The organism is Pseudomonas oryzicola, from assembly GCF_014269185.2.
Lineage (GTDB): Bacteria > Pseudomonadota > Gammaproteobacteria > Pseudomonadales > Pseudomonadaceae > Aquipseudomonas > Aquipseudomonas oryzicola.
In genome coordinates this window covers 375,399-389,854 of record NZ_JABWRZ020000002.1, presented here as the reverse complement: position 1 = coordinate 389,854, position 14,456 = coordinate 375,399, and the positions used below count along the sequence as shown (strand labels likewise).

The 14,456-nt window shown below is 63.5% G+C and carries 12 protein-coding genes; 2 read left to right on the top strand and 10 right to left on the bottom strand.

Features of this window, described 5'->3' with window-relative positions; genetic code table 11:
- The first annotated feature begins 26 nt into the window (after positions 1-26).
- A complete protein-coding gene (locus HU760_RS19855) occupies positions 27-2,456 on the top strand; it encodes a TonB-dependent siderophore receptor (protein WP_186673453.1) in 2,430 nt (809 codons plus the stop codon).
- Between the two features lie 170 nt (positions 2,457-2,626).
- Here HU760_RS19855 and HU760_RS19850 read toward each other — a convergent pair whose 3' ends face one another.
- From HU760_RS19850 to HU760_RS19835, 4 genes are read right to left on the bottom strand one after another with little or no spacing between them, the layout of a single operon-like run.
- On the bottom strand, positions 2,627-3,784 hold the full coding sequence (locus tag HU760_RS19850; RefSeq protein ID WP_186673452.1) for an osmoprotectant ABC transporter ATP-binding protein OsmV: 1,158 nt from the start codon (positions 3,782-3,784) through the stop codon (positions 2,627-2,629).
- Positions 3,781-4,434: an ABC transporter permease gene (locus HU760_RS19845; protein ID WP_186673450.1), complete on the bottom strand. Its 654-nt coding sequence runs from the start codon at positions 4,432-4,434 to the stop codon at positions 3,781-3,783. Before HU760_RS19845 ends, HU760_RS19850 begins: the two co-directional genes overlap by 4 nt.
- Complete coding sequence (locus tag HU760_RS19840; protein ID WP_186673448.1) at positions 4,431-5,345, bottom strand: glycine betaine ABC transporter substrate-binding protein; 915 nt, start codon at positions 5,343-5,345, stop codon at positions 4,431-4,433. Before HU760_RS19840 ends, HU760_RS19845 begins: the two co-directional genes overlap by 4 nt.
- Positions 5,346-5,358: 13 nt before the next feature.
- A complete protein-coding gene (locus tag HU760_RS19835) occupies positions 5,359-6,072 on the bottom strand; it encodes an ABC transporter permease (protein ID WP_186673446.1) in 714 nt (237 codons plus the stop codon).
- Between the two features lie 558 nt (positions 6,073-6,630).
- Between HU760_RS19835 and HU760_RS19830 the strand changes: the two genes are divergently transcribed.
- On the top strand, positions 6,631-8,214 hold the full coding sequence (locus HU760_RS19830; RefSeq protein WP_003257876.1) for a peptide chain release factor 3: 1,584 nt from the start codon (positions 6,631-6,633) through the stop codon (positions 8,212-8,214).
- A 137-nt stretch (positions 8,215-8,351) separates the two neighbouring features.
- Here the strand turns inward: HU760_RS19830 and HU760_RS19825 are convergent, their stop codons facing one another.
- From HU760_RS19825 to HU760_RS19800, 6 genes are all read right to left on the bottom strand, one after another.
- Positions 8,352-9,431, bottom strand: coding sequence for a polyamine ABC transporter substrate-binding protein (locus tag HU760_RS19825; RefSeq protein ID WP_186673444.1), 1,080 nt, complete (start codon positions 9,429-9,431; stop codon positions 8,352-8,354).
- Positions 9,432-9,483: 52 nt separating this feature from the next.
- Complete coding sequence (locus HU760_RS19820; protein WP_186673442.1) at positions 9,484-9,825, bottom strand: cupin domain-containing protein; 342 nt, start codon at positions 9,823-9,825, stop codon at positions 9,484-9,486.
- Positions 9,826-9,858: 33 nt separating this feature from the next.
- The gene (locus HU760_RS19815; protein WP_186673440.1) at positions 9,859-11,265 is read right to left on the bottom strand and encodes an NAD(P)/FAD-dependent oxidoreductase; all 1,407 of its coding nucleotides are present in this window, start codon (positions 11,263-11,265) and stop codon (positions 9,859-9,861) included.
- A 64-nt stretch (positions 11,266-11,329) separates the two neighbouring features.
- The gene (locus HU760_RS19810; protein WP_186673439.1) at positions 11,330-12,139 is read right to left on the bottom strand and encodes an AraC family transcriptional regulator; all 810 of its coding nucleotides are present in this window, start codon (positions 12,137-12,139) and stop codon (positions 11,330-11,332) included.
- A gap of 372 nt (positions 12,140-12,511) precedes the next feature.
- Positions 12,512-13,480, bottom strand: a complete 969-nt coding sequence (locus tag HU760_RS19805; protein WP_186673437.1) for a peptide ABC transporter ATP-binding protein — start codon at positions 13,478-13,480, stop codon at positions 12,512-12,514.
- Positions 13,480-14,448, bottom strand: coding sequence for an ABC transporter ATP-binding protein (locus HU760_RS19800; RefSeq protein ID WP_186673435.1), 969 nt, complete (start codon positions 14,446-14,448; stop codon positions 13,480-13,482). Before HU760_RS19800 ends, HU760_RS19805 begins: the two co-directional genes overlap by 1 nt.
- Positions 14,449-14,456: the final 8 nt, after the last annotated feature.

Sequence of the window (14,456 nt, the reverse complement as noted above, 5' to 3'; positions counted from 1 at the left end):
TCGGTATTCCAGGAAGTCTCGACGACGTGAACAACAACAAGCCCCTCCCACGCTTGCGCGCCCTGGCCTTGACCCTGATGGTCAGTGCCGTGGCCGCCGGCAGCCAGGCCGCAGAAACTGGCAACACCATCCAGATCCAGGCACAACCGTTGGCTTCGGCACTGAATCAGCTGGGTCAGCAGACCAACCTGCAGCTGTTCTTCAGCCCCGAGCTGGTGGCTGGCAAGCAGGCGCCGGCAGTGTCCGGCCAGCTGGCGCCCGAGCAGGCGCTTCAGCAGTTGTTGCAAGGCAGCGGCCTGACCTACGAGATGTCCCAGGGCACCGTGGTGCTCAAAGCGGCCCAGGCCGATGGCGCCCTCACCACCGGTAGCCTGGAGCTGGCGCCCACCGACATCAAGGTGGTGGGTGACTGGCTGGGTGATGCCCAGCAGAGCGTGGTGCAGAACCACCCCGGCGCGCGCACCGTGGTACGCCGCGAGGCGATGGTGGAGAAGGGCGCAATGAACGTGCGCGACGTGCTGCGCGGCATCCCGGGCGTGCAGGTGCAGGACTCCAACGGCACCGGCGGCAGCGACCTGTCGCTGAACGTGGGCGTTCGCGGCCTGACTTCGCGCCTGTCGCCACGCTCCACGGTGCTGATCGATGGCATCCCGGCGGCCTTCGCCCCCTATGGCCAGCCGCAACTGTCGATGGCGCCGATTTCCTCGGGCAACCTCGACAGCATCGACGTGGTGCGTGGCGCCGGTTCCGTGCGTTATGGCCCGCAGAACGTCGGTGGGGTGATCAACTTCGTTACCCGGGCAATCCCCGAGAAGCCCTCGGCCGAGCTGTCCACCACCCTGGAAACCTCCCGGCATGGCGGCTGGAAGCACACCGAGTCCGCCTTCGTCGGCGGTACGGCGGACAACGGCATGGGCGTGGCGCTGCTGTACACCGGGGTGAATGGCAACGGCTACCGTGAAAGCAACAATGGCAACGACATCGACGACGTCATCCTCAAGACGCACTGGGCACCGACCGACGTTGACGAGTTCTGGCTCAACTTCCACTACTACGACGGCCGTGCCGACATGCCTGGCGGCCTGACCCAGGCGCAATACGACAGCAACCCGTACCAGTCGCTGCGCGACTACGACTACTTCGCTGGCCGGCGCAAGGACGTGTCGTTCAAGTGGCAGCGCCAGCTCGACGACGCCACCCAGTTCGAAGTGCTGACCTACTACACCGACAGCTTTCGCGGCAGCGCCATTGCCTCGCGGGACATGAAGACTCTGTCGACCTACCCGCGCAATTACCATACCTTCGCCATCGAGCCGCGGCTGTCACGCATCTTCTTCGCCGGTCCCACCACCCAGGAAGTCAGCGTGGGCTACCGCTACCTGAAGGAAGCGATGCGCGAACAGTCGACGCGCCTCGGCCTGGTCGACAACGTGCCGACCCCCGTGCCGGGCTCCGACGGCCATGTGTTCCAGGACCGCAGCGGGGGGACCGAGGCCAGCGCCTACTACATCGACGACAAGATCGACGTGGGTAACTGGACCATCACCCCGGGCCTGCGCTTCGAGCACATCAATACCGACTGGCGCGATCGCCCGGTGCTCGGTGCCAACGGCAAGCCGGTGGCGGAGAAGAACCGCAGCATCACCAGCAACGAGCCGCTGCCGGCGCTGAGCGTGATGTACCACATCTCGGATGCATGGAAGCTGTTCGCCAACTACGAGACCTCGTTCGGCAGCCTGCAGTACTTCCAGCTGGGCCAGGGTGGTACCGGCAACAGCACGGCCAATGGCCTGGAGCCGGAAAAGGCCAAGACCTACGAAATCGGTACGCGCTATGACAATGGCAGTTTTGCCGCTGAGCTGACGGCGTTCTACATCGATTTCGACGACGAACTGCAGTACATCAGCAACGACGTGGGCTGGACCAACCTGGGCGCGACCAAGCACCAGGGTATCGAGGCCTCGGTGCGCTATGACCTGGCCGGGTTGGACCCGCGTCTGGACGGGCTGTCGGTGAGCGGTGGCTACACCTATACCCGCGCCACTTATGAAGGGGACATTCCTGGCTTCGAGGGTCGTGACCTGCCGTTCTATTCACGCCAGGTGGCCACTGCAGGTGTGCGTTACGCGGTCAACCACTGGACCTGGAACCTGGATGCCTACGCGCAATCCAAGCAGCGCGCGCCGGGTACCGGGATCAACGCCGATGGCAGCTTCAACGGCGACTACATCACCGAGCCGAGTGCCGATGGGCAGTATGGCGACATTCCGGGTTATGTGACCTGGCATGCCCGTGGCGGGTATGAGTTCGGGCCCCAGATGTCCAACCTGAAGCTGGCGGCGGGGGTGAAGAACCTGTTCGACAAGCAGTACTTCACCCGCTCCAGCGACAACAATGCCGGCATATATGTGGGGGAGCCGCGGACCTTCTATGTGCAGGCCAGTGTAGGGTTCTGACATCGCGTCGCCTGCTTCGCGGGTGAACCCGCTCCCACAGGTACCGCGCAGGTCTTTAGCCTTGCACCGACCCTGTAGGAGCGGGTTTACCCGCGAAGAGGCCGGCACAGGCAATCCATTACTTGGGTTTTGAGCCGAGATTGCCGGGGCCGCTTTGCGGCCCCAGCTATTCAAGAGGTCACCGCCTCGGCCGGCGAGACAATGCTGGTCTTGGCCCCCCGCGAGCGCCCCGAACTCAGGTACGCCGCAATCGACTCCTGCGTCACCTCGCCCAGAAACACCTGCTCGGCATCCAGCACCGGCAGCCACGCCCGGTTGAACTCGTACATCCGCGACAGCAGGATGCGCAAATGCTCATCATGCGACGCCGTGGCATTGAACGGCCGCAGGAAGTCGCCACAAGTCCCTTGCTGGCGATGCATGTCACGCCGGCGTACGTAGCCCAGCGCCTTGTTCTGCGCATCGGCCACCACCACGTAGCGGCGGTCGTGCTCGTCGAGCAGTTCCAGCGCCTCGCTTACTGGCGTCTGCGGGCTCACCGATGGCGCGTTGTCCGCCGCATCCTCCGCACGCACCAGCAGCAGGCGCTTGAGGGTGCTGTCCTGGCCGACGAAATTGCTCACGAACTCATCCGCCGGGTGCGCCAGCAAGGTGTCCGGATGGTCCAGCTGCAACAGCTTGCCGGCGCGGAAGATGGCGATCTTGTCGCCCAGCTTGATCGCTTCGTCGATATCGTGGCTGACCATGATCACGGTCTTGTTCAACGCCCGCTGCATCTCGAAGAATTCGTTCTGGATCATCTCGCGGTTGATCGGGTCGACCGCACCGAACGGCTCGTCCATCAGCAGCACCGGCGCTTCCGCCGCCAAGGCGCGGATCACGCCGATACGCTGCTGCTGACCGCCGGACAGCTCGCGCGGGTAGCGCTGCAGGTACTGCTTGGGCTCCAGCTTGATCATGTGCATCAGCTCGCGGGCGCGTTCATGGCACTTCTGTTTGTCCCAGCCGAGCAGGCGCGGCACCACGGTGATGTTCTCCTCGATGGTCATGTTGGGGAACAGGCCGATCTGCTGGATGACATAGCCGATATGGCGGCGCAGGGTGACTTCGTCCAGCCCGGTGGTGTCTTCGCCATTGATGAACACCTGGCCGGAAGTGGGCGTGATCAGGCGGTTGATCATTTTCAGGGTAGTGCTCTTGCCGCAGCCCGAGGGGCCGAGGAACACGCAGATCTCACCTTCGTTGACGGTGAGGCTTACCGAGTCGACGGCTTTGACGTCCTTGCCGTTGACGTTGAAGGTTTTGCTGAGGTTCTTCAATTCGATCATGGGCGCAGTCCTTCTGGAGTCAGGGCACGTTGCAGGGTTTGCAGGAGCAGGTCGGCGACGATCGCCAGCAGGCTGACCAATACCGCACCGACCAGCAGCATCGACATGTCGCTGCGGCTGATGGAGGTGAGGATGAGCACACCCAGGCCGCCAGCGCCGATGGTGGCGGCAATGGTCATCACGCCGATGTTCATCACCACGGCGGTGCGCACGCCAGCGAGGATCACCGGCACCGCGATGGGCAGCTCGACCATGCGCAGGCGCTGGCCGAAGGTCATGCCGATGCCACGTGCGGCTTCACGGATGCCGGGCTCGACGTTGGTCAAAGCCAGGTAGGTGTTGCGCATGATCGGCAGCAGTGAGTAGAGGAACACCGCAGTGATCGCCGGCAGCGGCCCGAGGCCCTGGCCGAACCTGGAGTAGAACGGCAGCAGCAGGCCGAACAGGGCGATCGAGGGGATGGTCAGCAACACCGTGGCACTGGCCTGCAATGGGCCGGCAACGGCGGGGAAGCGGGTCATCAGGATGCCCAGCGGTACGCCGACGATGATCGCCAGGCCCACGGCGACGCCGACCAGCATGATGTGTTGCCAGGTCAGCTGCAGTACCTGGGCCCAGTCGAGGTGGGCGAACGTGTCGAGCAGGCTCATGGTTGTACCTCGCCAGGCATTGGGTGGTCACGCAGGAAGGCGGCGGCCACCGTGGTCGGGTTCTGGTGTTCGACGTCGACCTTGGCATTGAGCTGGCGCATGGTTTCGTCATCCAGTTGCTCGGCCAGTGGCTTGAGCAGGCCGGCCAGTTGCGGGTTGGCGTCGAGCACCTGCTTGCGCACCACCGGGGCGGCGGTGTAGTCGGGGAAGTAGTGCTTGTCGTCTTCCAGCAGCTTGAGGTTGAACGCGTTCAGGCGACCATCGGTGGTGTACACAAGGCCGGCGAACACCTGGTTGTTGTGCATGGCGGTGTAGACCAGGCCGGCATCCATCTGGCGGATGTTGGCGCGGCCCACTTGCAGGTCGTACATCGCTTTCAGGCCTACCAGGCCGTCCGGGCGGTTGGCGAATTCGGTGTCCAGCGCCACCAGGTGGTTGCGGTGGCTTTCGTCACGCAGTACCTGGTTGAGGTCGCTGATCGAGTTGATCTGCGGATAAGCCTCGGCGACCTGCTTGGGCAGGCCCAGCGCGTAGGTGTTGCTGAACTTCGACGGCGTCAGCCAGATCAGGTCCTTCTTCGCGTCCAGTGCCTTGACCTTGGCGTAGGTGGCCTCGGCACTGGGCATGCGCTCGTCGATATGGTTGTACGACACCAGTGACACGCCGGTGTATTCCCACATCAGGTCGAGCTGGCCGGTTTCCTGGGCCTGGCGTGCGATGTTGCTGCCAAGGCCGCTGGTGACGCGCACATCAAAACCGTTGGCGCGCAGGTACTGCGCGGTGATTTCGGCGAGTACGGTCTGTTCGGTGAACACCCGCGCGCCGATACGGACAAGTGGTTTTTCCGCTGCCTGGGCGAATCCTGCGAACAGCAGGGTCGCGCCCAGCAACAAGGCGATTCTCTTGTTCATACGTTCCCTCTCGTTATCCAGCCAGGCCACGTTCCAGCCAGCGCTTGCTGGAGAAACTCACCGCTGCGTCCAGCGCCAGCGCCAGCAGTGCGGTGCAGGCAGCCCCCAGCAGCAGTTGTGGCTGGTTGTTCAGGGCGATGCCGGGGAAGATCAGGCTGCCCAGGCTGTTGGCGCCAATCAGGAATGCCAGCGGTGCGGTGCCCACGTTCAATGCCAGGGCCACGCGCACGCCGCCGACGATGATCGGCACGGCGTTGGGCAGCTCCACCTGCCAGAGTTGCTGGCGCGGGGTCATGCCGATGCCGGTGGCGGCTTCCTTGAGCGAGGCAGGGACGTTTTTCAGGCCCTCGTAGGTGTTGCGCACGATGGGCAGGAGGGAGGCGAGGAACAGCGCGAAGATCGCGGGCCCGGCGCCGATGCCCAGGATACTCAGGGCGATGGCCAGAACGGCCAGGGGAGGGATGGTGTTACCAACGTTGAACAACTGCATGAAGCGCTCGGCTTTGTCGACCCGCTGCGGTCGACTCAAGGCAATGCCGGCGGGGATGCCCACGGCCAGCGCCGCCGCCATCGAAGCCAGCACCAGTACCAGGTGCGCTTGCAGGTAGAACCCAAGATCGTCGCGATAATGCGCGATCGTGTCGATGCCGATCCAGTGGACCAGCAGGGCCAGGATGACGAGCACGGTGGCCCATCCCAACAGCCCTTTTCCGTAGCGTTTTGCCACAGGCGGACTCCTTGTGTAGTCGGCGAGCACACTTCTTGGTTGCCGGCCAGTCCTGGCGGCGGGTGGTGTGTTCGCGAGTAGCAGCGTGACGCACGCCGAAGGCTGCGATCAGGCCATGAGCCGAACCCCGTCGGGCCCGAAAATGCTGATGAAACCAGCTCTCCAACCGAAGCGGGTTGCAGGGGAGTGGACGTCTCCGTGGGCGTAAAGGTTCCCATCTGAGGCGGCATTTGGCCAGCGTTAATCACTGGGTGGTTGGAAAATTGACGAGAAAAAGCAGCGGGTTGGTGCACTGTAGGCGTTGAAATAACTGCCCTTTGGCCATTTGTCGTGATAAAGCGATTGCCTGGCGAATTTGTGGCCTCTGGGCGGGCCCTTTCGCGGGTAAACCCGCTCCCACAAGTCCTGCACAGGTTTCAAAGGCGGTGTGATGCCTGTGGGAGCGGATTTACCCGCGAAGAGGCCGGAACAGGCACCGCCGGTTCAGCAAATTTTGGTCCCGGCCCAACTTCAGGTATGATATCGCCCCTTTTTAATCCCCCAGTCAGGCGATTTCCCATGACCAACCAGGCCGCCGAAGTCGCGAAGCGCCGCACTTTCGCAATCATTTCCCACCCCGACGCCGGTAAGACCACCATCACCGAGAAGCTGCTGCTGATGGGCAAGGCCATTGCCGTCGCCGGTACCGTGAAGTCGCGCAAGTCCGACCGCCACGCCACCTCCGACTGGATGGAAATGGAGAAGCAGCGCGGCATCTCCATCACCACCTCGGTGATGCAGTTCCCGTACCGCGAGCACATGATCAACCTGCTCGACACCCCCGGCCACGAAGACTTCTCGGAAGACACCTACCGCACCCTGACCGCGGTGGACTCGGCGCTGATGGTGCTCGACGGCGGTAAAGGTGTAGAGCCACGTACCATCGCCCTGATGGACGTGTGCCGCCTGCGCGACACGCCGATCGTCAGCTTCATCAACAAACTCGACCGCGACATCCGCGACCCGATCGAACTGCTCGACGAGATCGAAGCCGTGCTGAAGATCAAGGCCGCACCGATCACCTGGCCGATCGGTTGCTACCGCGACTTCAAGGGCGTGTATCACCTGACCGGCGACTACATCGTGGTCTACACCCCGGGCCACGGCCACGAGCGCACCGAAGCCAAGATCATCCAGAAGCTGGATTCGGACGAAGCCCGGGCCCACCTGGGCGACCAGTACGATTCGTTCGTCGAACAGCTGGAGCTGGTGCAGGGCGCCTGCCACGAGTTCAACCAGGAAGAGTTCATCAACGGCCAGCTGACCCCGGTGTTCTTCGGTACCGCGCTGGGCAACTTCGGTGTCGACCATGTGCTTGACGCCGTCGTCGACTGGGCGCCGCGCCCGCTGGGCCGTGTGGCTCACGAGCGCACCGTGGAGCCTGTGGAAGAGAAGTTCACCGGTTTCGTGTTCAAGATCCAGGCGAACATGGACCCGAAACACCGCGACCGCATCGCCTTCATGCGCATCTGCTCGGGCAAGTACGAGAAGGGCATGAAGATGCGCCACGTGCGGATCAACAAGGACCTGCGCATCGGCGACGCGCTGACCTTCTTCTCCTCCGAGCGTGAGCAGCTGGAAGAGGCCTATGCCGGCGACATCATTGGCCTGCACAACCACGGCACCATCCAGATCGGCGACACCTTCACCGAAGGCGAGGCACTGGGCTTCACCGGTATCCCGCACTTCGCCCCGGAGCTGTTCCGCCGCGTGCGCCTGAAGGACCCGCTGAAATCCAAGCAGCTGCGCCAAGGCCTGCAACAGCTGGCCGAAGAAGGTGCTACCCAGGTGTTCTTCCCTGAGCGCAGCAACGACATCATCCTCGGTGCAGTCGGTGTGCTGCAGTTCGACGTGGTCGCCAGCCGCCTGAAGGAAGAGTACAAGGTCGAGTGCGCCTACGAGCCGATCACCGTGTGGTCGGCCCGCTGGATCGGCTGTGACGACAAGAAGAAGCTCGAGGAATTCCAGAACAAGGCCATGGAGAACCTGGCCATCGACGGTGGCGGGCACCTGACCTACCTGGCGCCGACCCGGGTCAACCTGTCGCTGATGGAAGAACGCTGGCCGGACATCAAGTTCCGCGCTACCCGCGAGCACCACTGATTTCGAGAGCTTGCTCCTGATTTTCAGGGCCTGCTCCTGACCCTTGTGGGAGCGGGTTTACCCGCGAATGCGTCGGTAAACTCAACATCGCATTCGCGGGTGAACCCGCTCCCACAGGGACCGTGTTAAGGCCGAAATCAATTCCCGGCCTTGATACTGGTCCAGATCCGCGTGCGAATACGGTCGATCTTCGCCGGCATCGCCTCCAGCGCATACAGCTTGCCCATTACTTCCTCGCTCGGGTAAATCATCGTATTACCCTTCATCGCCGGTTCCACCAGCTCGTCCGCCTTGAGGTTGCCGTTGGCGTATTGCACATGGTTGCTGATGTTGGCCATCACCTCCGGCTGCAGCAGGTAGTTCATGTAGGCATACCCGGCCTTCTCATCCGGTGCATCGGCCGGCATGGCAACCATGTCGAACCACATCGGCGCGCCTTCCCTGGGTATCGAGTAGCCCACCTTCACCCCGTTCTTCGCCTCCTCGGCGCGGTTCTTCGCTTGCAGTACATCCCCCGAGAAGCCCACCACCACGCAGATATCGCCATTGGCCAGGTCGCCGGTGTACTTCGAGGAGTGGAAGTAGCTGATATACGGTCGCACCTGCATCAGCAGCGCCTTGGCCTTGTCGTAGTCCGCCGGGTCCTGGCTGTGGTGCGGCAGGCCCAGGTAGTGCAGGGCGATCGGTAACAGTTCAGGGCCGTTGTCCAACACCGCGACGCCGCAGCTTTTCAGCTTGCTCATGTACTCGGGCTTGAAGATCAGGTCCCAGGAGTCCACCGGGGCATTGTCGCCCAGCACTGCCTTGACCTTGTCGATGTTGTAGCCGATGCCGGTGCTGCCCCACAGGTATGGGAAACCGTACTGGTTACCCGGGTCGTTCACTTCGAGCGCCTTGAGCAGCACCGGGTTGAGGTTGTGCCAGTTGGGCAATTGCGACTTGTCCAGGCGCTTGAGGGCCTTGCCCTGGATTTGCCGGGCCATGAAATGGTTGGACGGAAACACCACGTCGTAGCCGGAGTTGCCGGTCATCAGCTTGCCGTCGAGGGTTTCGTTGCTGTCGTAAACGTCGTAGGTGGGCACGATACCGCTGGCTTGCTGGAAGTTCTTCAATGTGTCGGGGGCAACGTAGCTGGACCAGTTGTAGATCTTCACCGTTTCGGCGGCGCCGGCCACGCTGGCGGCCAGCATCAGGGGGGCGAGAAGGAGCGTGCGCATGTCGGGGTTACCTTGCTTTGTGTGTTGTTATCGAAGGCAGGCGATCAGCGGATCAGAAGACAAGAACGTAGGTTTTGCGCACGGTCTCCTGGATGTCCCAGGTGCCAGTGCTGTCGGCCGGTAGCATCAGTGCGTCTCCGGCTTCTATGAGCAGGGGCTCGCCACCGTCGGGGGTGAAGGTGCAGCGGCCCTTGATGAAATGGCAGAACTCCTGCTGCACGATCTGTCGCCGCCAGCGCCCGGGCGTGCACTCCCAGATGCCGGTTTCGACGCCGTCGCTGCGTTCCACGCAGGTGACCGAAGTCACTGCAACGGGGTCGCCAAGCGGCACCGCGACCGGGTTGGAGCTGTCGAGCACGGCGCTGTCTGTGTTCTTGAAATGGGTGATGCTCATGACCGGTAAATCCTGTGTCAGTGAGGGGGAAAATCAGCGCATGAAGCCTTCCATGAAGTCCGCAAGATTGCTGGCAAGGCGCCGCCTCCAGGGCGCACTGGCGGGGTTGGCGAGGGTCCGGTCCTCGTGGACGAAGCTCTGGATGATCGCGTTGTAGCCCAGCCATCGGCAGGGCTCGGGTGGCCAGCTGGCCAGGCTTGAAAGCGGGCGGTTGTCGAGCACCCAGGGTTGCGCGGTCAGTTCGTTGTGCTGGTTGAGGATCAGCGCGGCCAGGGTGCGTCCGCCCAGGTTGGTGGCGCCGACGCCTTCGCCGCCGTAGCCGCCCGCCAGGGCGATGCCGCGTTGACGGTCGCAGAGCATGTGCGGGCGGAAGCGCCGCGCCATGCCCAGGTTGCCGCCCCAGGAATGGGTGATGCGTGCGTGCTTCAACTGTGGGAGCAACTCGCTGAACAGGTAGCGGCGCAGCTCGATTTCCTGTTCGTCGAGGTTGAAGTTTTCGCGCAGGCGGCCACCGAAGCGGTAGCCGCCACGGGCGCCGAATACCAGGCGGTCGTCGGCGGTGCGCTGGCCGTAGGTGACCTGGCGGCTGCTTTCGCTGAACGCCTGGCCCTGGTTCAGGCCGATCTGTTGCCAGGTGGCCTCCGGCAGTGGTTCGGTGGCCACCAACAGGCTCTGTACCGGCAGCTGATGTTTGCCCAGTGGCGGCAGGCTGACGGCATAGCCCTCCACGGCGGGTACCGTCCATTGGCAGCGGATGCGCGCCAACGGGGTGCGCACCTCACCCGGCTGCCAGTCGATGGCTGGGGTGTTTTCGTAGATGGGTACGCCCAGCGCTTCTACCGCCCGGGCCAGGCCACGCGCCAGCTTGGCGGGTTGGATGGTTGCGGTGTGCGGGCTGTAGATGGCGCCATAGGCGTTGCTGACCCGCAACTGAGCGTCAAGCTGTTCGGGGCGCAGCCAGCGGTAGTCGTCCTCGGTCATGCCTTGGCGATAAAGGTCGTCTAGGTAGGCGCGCAGGCTGCGCTCCTGTTCCGGGTAGCGCGCGGCGCAGTACAGCACGCCGCCTTTGCGGTAGTCGCAGTCGATGCCTTCCTGTTGCAGCACGCGGTGTACTTCATCGGGAATGCCATGCAGCAGGTCGATGCTGGCGCGGCGCTGTTGCGGCGACAGGGTGGCCAGCAGGCGGTCTTCGCCGAGCAGGTTGCCCATCAGCCAGCCGCCGTTGCGCCCCGAGGCGCCGAAGCCGGCGATGTTGGCGTCGATTACCGCGATGTTCAACTGTGGCGCCTGGCGCTTGAGGTAGTAGGCGGTCCACAGGCCGGTGTAGCCAGCGCCGATGATGCATACATCCGCGTCCAGGTCCTCGCGCAGGGCCGGGCGGGCGCACAACGGCTCGTCGAGCTGGTCCATCCACAGGCTGAGCGTGCGCAGGGGTTGCATCGGGTTCGGCTCCACATCCGTCAAGGTCTGTGGGCGATCCTAGTGGTGTCGGCGGGCGGCTGTCCTACGTGCGTGCACGCAGGGAAATTTGCTTCAGGTACGCCTTGGGCGTAAGCCCGGTGTGTTCGCGAAAACACTTGTAGAACGCCGACAACGAGTTGAAACCGGCATTGAACGCCAGCTCGTCGATCGTGGCCTCGATGCTGTCGTTATCAAGGCTGGCCATCAGGTGCTGCAGGCGGGCCTGGTTGACGTAGCGGTAGAAACTTTGCCCGAGCACCTGGTTGAGCAGGTAGGAGATCTGGTTGCGGCTGTAGCCGCTGGCGTCGGCCACCTGCTGCAGGTCCAGCTCCGGGTCCAGGTAGGGGCGCTGGCGCTGGAAGTAGTGTTCCAGGTCCTGGGCCATGGTCGACAACTGCCTCGGCGACAGGCCCAGGCGGCTGGTGGCCGGGCGTGGGCCACTGCTGGCGTGGCCGCTGCCGTTGCGGCGGACCAGCGTGGCATATTCGTTGACCTGCCAGATCAGGCCGTCCTTGACGGTAATCGCCTCGCTGGACTGGAACGCCACCAGGCCATCGCCGCCCTGGACCGTGACCTGGTACTGGATGAACGCGGTACAGCCGTCGACGCGGATGCGGTCGCTGTGCACGATATCTTCGCCAGCTTCATGGGGCAGGCAGGCGCGCACATAGTCGCGCAGTTCCTGGTAGCCGAGCACGCGGTTCTGGAAGAAGTCGTGATATTGAATGTCGGGGTGGTAGAGCGCCATGACGCCGTCGAGGTTGCGGTGCTTCCAGCACAGGTGGTAGCGCAGCACGGTGTCGGCGGTGAGCGGGGTCTGCTCGGGGCCGTCGGGGAGGGTGGTGGCGGTCATGAGCCTGATAGTGCATTGCAGAACACCCAGCTGCAAGGGGGCGGATCCGGCATATTGCACGGTTTTTTCAAGCGGCTTGGGCAGTAAGCCGTTGATTCGGTTGAGAGTGCTTTTTTGACAGGGATGGCATGGCGAGTGCACCGGTCTGTTCAACATCGAACAAGGAGAAAGGCCATGCGCTCGATACTGCTCTGGATGATTGGGGTGCCGATTCCGGTGATTATCCTGATCTGGTTCTTCATGCATTGAGATTTTGGGGCCGCTTTGCGGCCCTTTCGCGACACCAGGCCGCTCCTTCAGGAGATCGCGGTCCCTTGTAGAAGCGGCCTGGTGTCGCGAAAGGGCTGCAAAGCAGCCCCGGCTATCTAAAGGCTAAAGAAACTGCTCGGCATAGTGACAAGCCACCTGCCGGGTACTCACCTGCCGCAACGCTGGCACCTCCTTGGCACACCGCTCGGTCGCATACGGGCAGCGCTTGTGAAACGCACACCCATCTGGCGGGTTCAGCGGGTTGGGCAACTCCCCAGCAATGCGGATCTTCGGCTTCAAAGGGTCCGGGTGAATCGCCGGCGTCGCTGACAGCAACGCCTGGGTATACGGATGCAGCGGCCTTTCGTAGATATCCTCTTTCGGCCCCATCTCCGCCGGCCGGCCGAGGTACATCACCAGCACCTGATCGGCCACATGCCGCACCACCGCCAGGTTGTGCGAGATGAACACGTAGGCGGTGTTGAACTCTTTCTGCAAATCCATGAACAGGTTCAGTACCTGGGCCTGGATCGACACGTCCAGTGCCGAGGTCGGCTCGTCCGCCACCAGCACCTTGGGCTGCAGCATCATCGCCCGGGCCAGGGCGATACGCTGGCGCTGGCCACCGGAAAACATGTGCGGGTAGCGCTGGTAATGCTCGGGGCGCAGGCCGACCTGTTCCATCATTTTCTGCACCTTTTCGCGTCGCTCGGCCTTGCTCAGCGAGGTGTTGATCAGCAGTGGCTCGGCCAACTGGTCGCCGATCTTCTGCCGCGGGTTGAGCGAAGCGTAGGGGCTCTGGAACACCATCTGCACGTCGCGGCGCAATTGTTTGCGCTCACTCTTGCTGGCGCCCTTCACCTCGGTGCCGGCAATTTGCAGCGAGCCGGACGACGGCTCTTCGATCAGGGTCAGGGCGCGGGCCAGGGTCGATTTGCCACAGCCGGATTCGCCGACCACGGCCAGGGTCTTGCCAGCCTCCAGCTCGAACGACACGCCATTCAGTGCGCGCACCAGCGCATGGCCCTTGAACAGCCCGCGGGAGACTTCGTAGTGCCGGGTGAGCGCCCGGGCGGAGAGAACGACGGCCATCACGCCACCTCCTGGTTCAGCGGGTAGAAGCAACGTACCAGGCTGTTGGCCTGGGGATCGAGGGGCGGGCGCTGGCGCCGGCAGTTGTCCTGCACGTAGGGGCAGCGCGGCGACAACAGGCAACCCGTCGGGCGGTCGTAGCGACCGGGGACGATGCCGGGCAGGGTAGCCAGGCGCTCGGCGCCGATGCTGTGCTCAGGGATCGCCGCCAGCAGCGCTTCGCTGTAGGGGTGGGCGGGCACGTCGAACAGCTCGGGCACCTGGCCAACTTCCACGGCCTGGCCGGCGTACATCACACACACTCGTCTGGCCGTTTCGGCGACCACTGCGAGGTCGTGGGTGATCAGGATGAGCGCCATGTTGCGCTCTTTCTGCAGGTTGACCAGCAGCTCCATGATCTGCGCCTGGATGGTCACGTCCAGCGCCGTGGTAGGTTCGTCGGCAATCAGCAGCTTGGGCTCGCCGGCAATCGCCATGGCAATCGCCACGCGCTGGCTCATACCGCCGGACAGCTGGTGCGGGTAGGCGTCGAGGCGGCTTTCCGCAGCCGGGATCTCGACCTTCTTCAGCAACTCCAGGGCCCGCTGGCGCGCAGCCTTGCCCTTCAGGCCCAGATGCTGGCGCAGCACTTCCTCGATCTGGTAACCCACGGTGTAGCTGGGGTTGAGCGCGGTCATCGGGTCCTGGAAGACCATGGCGATGTCCTTGCCCACCACCTTGCGCCGCTGGCGGCCGCTGAGCTTGAGCATGTCGGTGCCGTCGAAGGTGAGCGAGTCGGCAGTGATGCGCCCGGGTGCGTCGATCAGGCCCATCAGGGCCATCATGGTGACCGACTTGCCCGAGCCGGATTCACCGACGATGGCCAGGATCTCGCCGGCCTCCACCGTCAGGTCCAGGCCATCGACCACCGGTACCGCATTGGCGTCGCCGAAGCGCACGTTCAGGTTGTTGATCTGCAACAGTGACATGGCGTTCT

Bases quoted from the DNA above. Each gene is read 5' to 3' on its own strand.
- HU760_RS19820 (WP_186673442.1), bottom strand. From the start codon at position 9,825: ATGAGCATCACCCATTTCAAGAACACAGACAGCGCCGTGCTCGACAGC.
- HU760_RS19815 (WP_186673440.1), bottom strand. From the start codon at position 11,265: ATGCAACCCCTGCGCACGCTCAGCCTGTGGATGGACCAGCTCGACGAG.
- HU760_RS19850 (WP_186673452.1), bottom strand. From the start codon at position 3,784: ATGATCGAATTGAAGAACCTCAGCAAAACCTTCAACGTCAACGGCAAG.
- HU760_RS19825 (WP_186673444.1), bottom strand. From the start codon at position 9,431: ATGCGCACGCTCCTTCTCGCCCCCCTGATGCTGGCCGCCAGCGTGGCC.
- HU760_RS19845 (WP_186673450.1), bottom strand. From the start codon at position 4,434: ATGAGCCTGCTCGACACGTTCGCCCACCTCGACTGGGCCCAGGTACTG.
- HU760_RS19830 (WP_003257876.1), top strand. From the start codon at position 6,631: ATGACCAACCAGGCCGCCGAAGTCGCGAAGCGCCGCACTTTCGCAATC.
- HU760_RS19840 (WP_186673448.1), bottom strand. From the start codon at position 5,345: ATGAACAAGAGAATCGCCTTGTTGCTGGGCGCGACCCTGCTGTTCGCA.
- HU760_RS19810 (WP_186673439.1), bottom strand. From the start codon at position 12,139: ATGACCGCCACCACCCTCCCCGACGGCCCCGAGCAGACCCCGCTCACC.
- HU760_RS19805 (WP_186673437.1), bottom strand. From the start codon at position 13,480: ATGGCCGTCGTTCTCTCCGCCCGGGCGCTCACCCGGCACTACGAAGTC.
- HU760_RS19800 (WP_186673435.1), bottom strand. From the start codon at position 14,448: ATGTCACTGTTGCAGATCAACAACCTGAACGTGCGCTTCGGCGACGCC.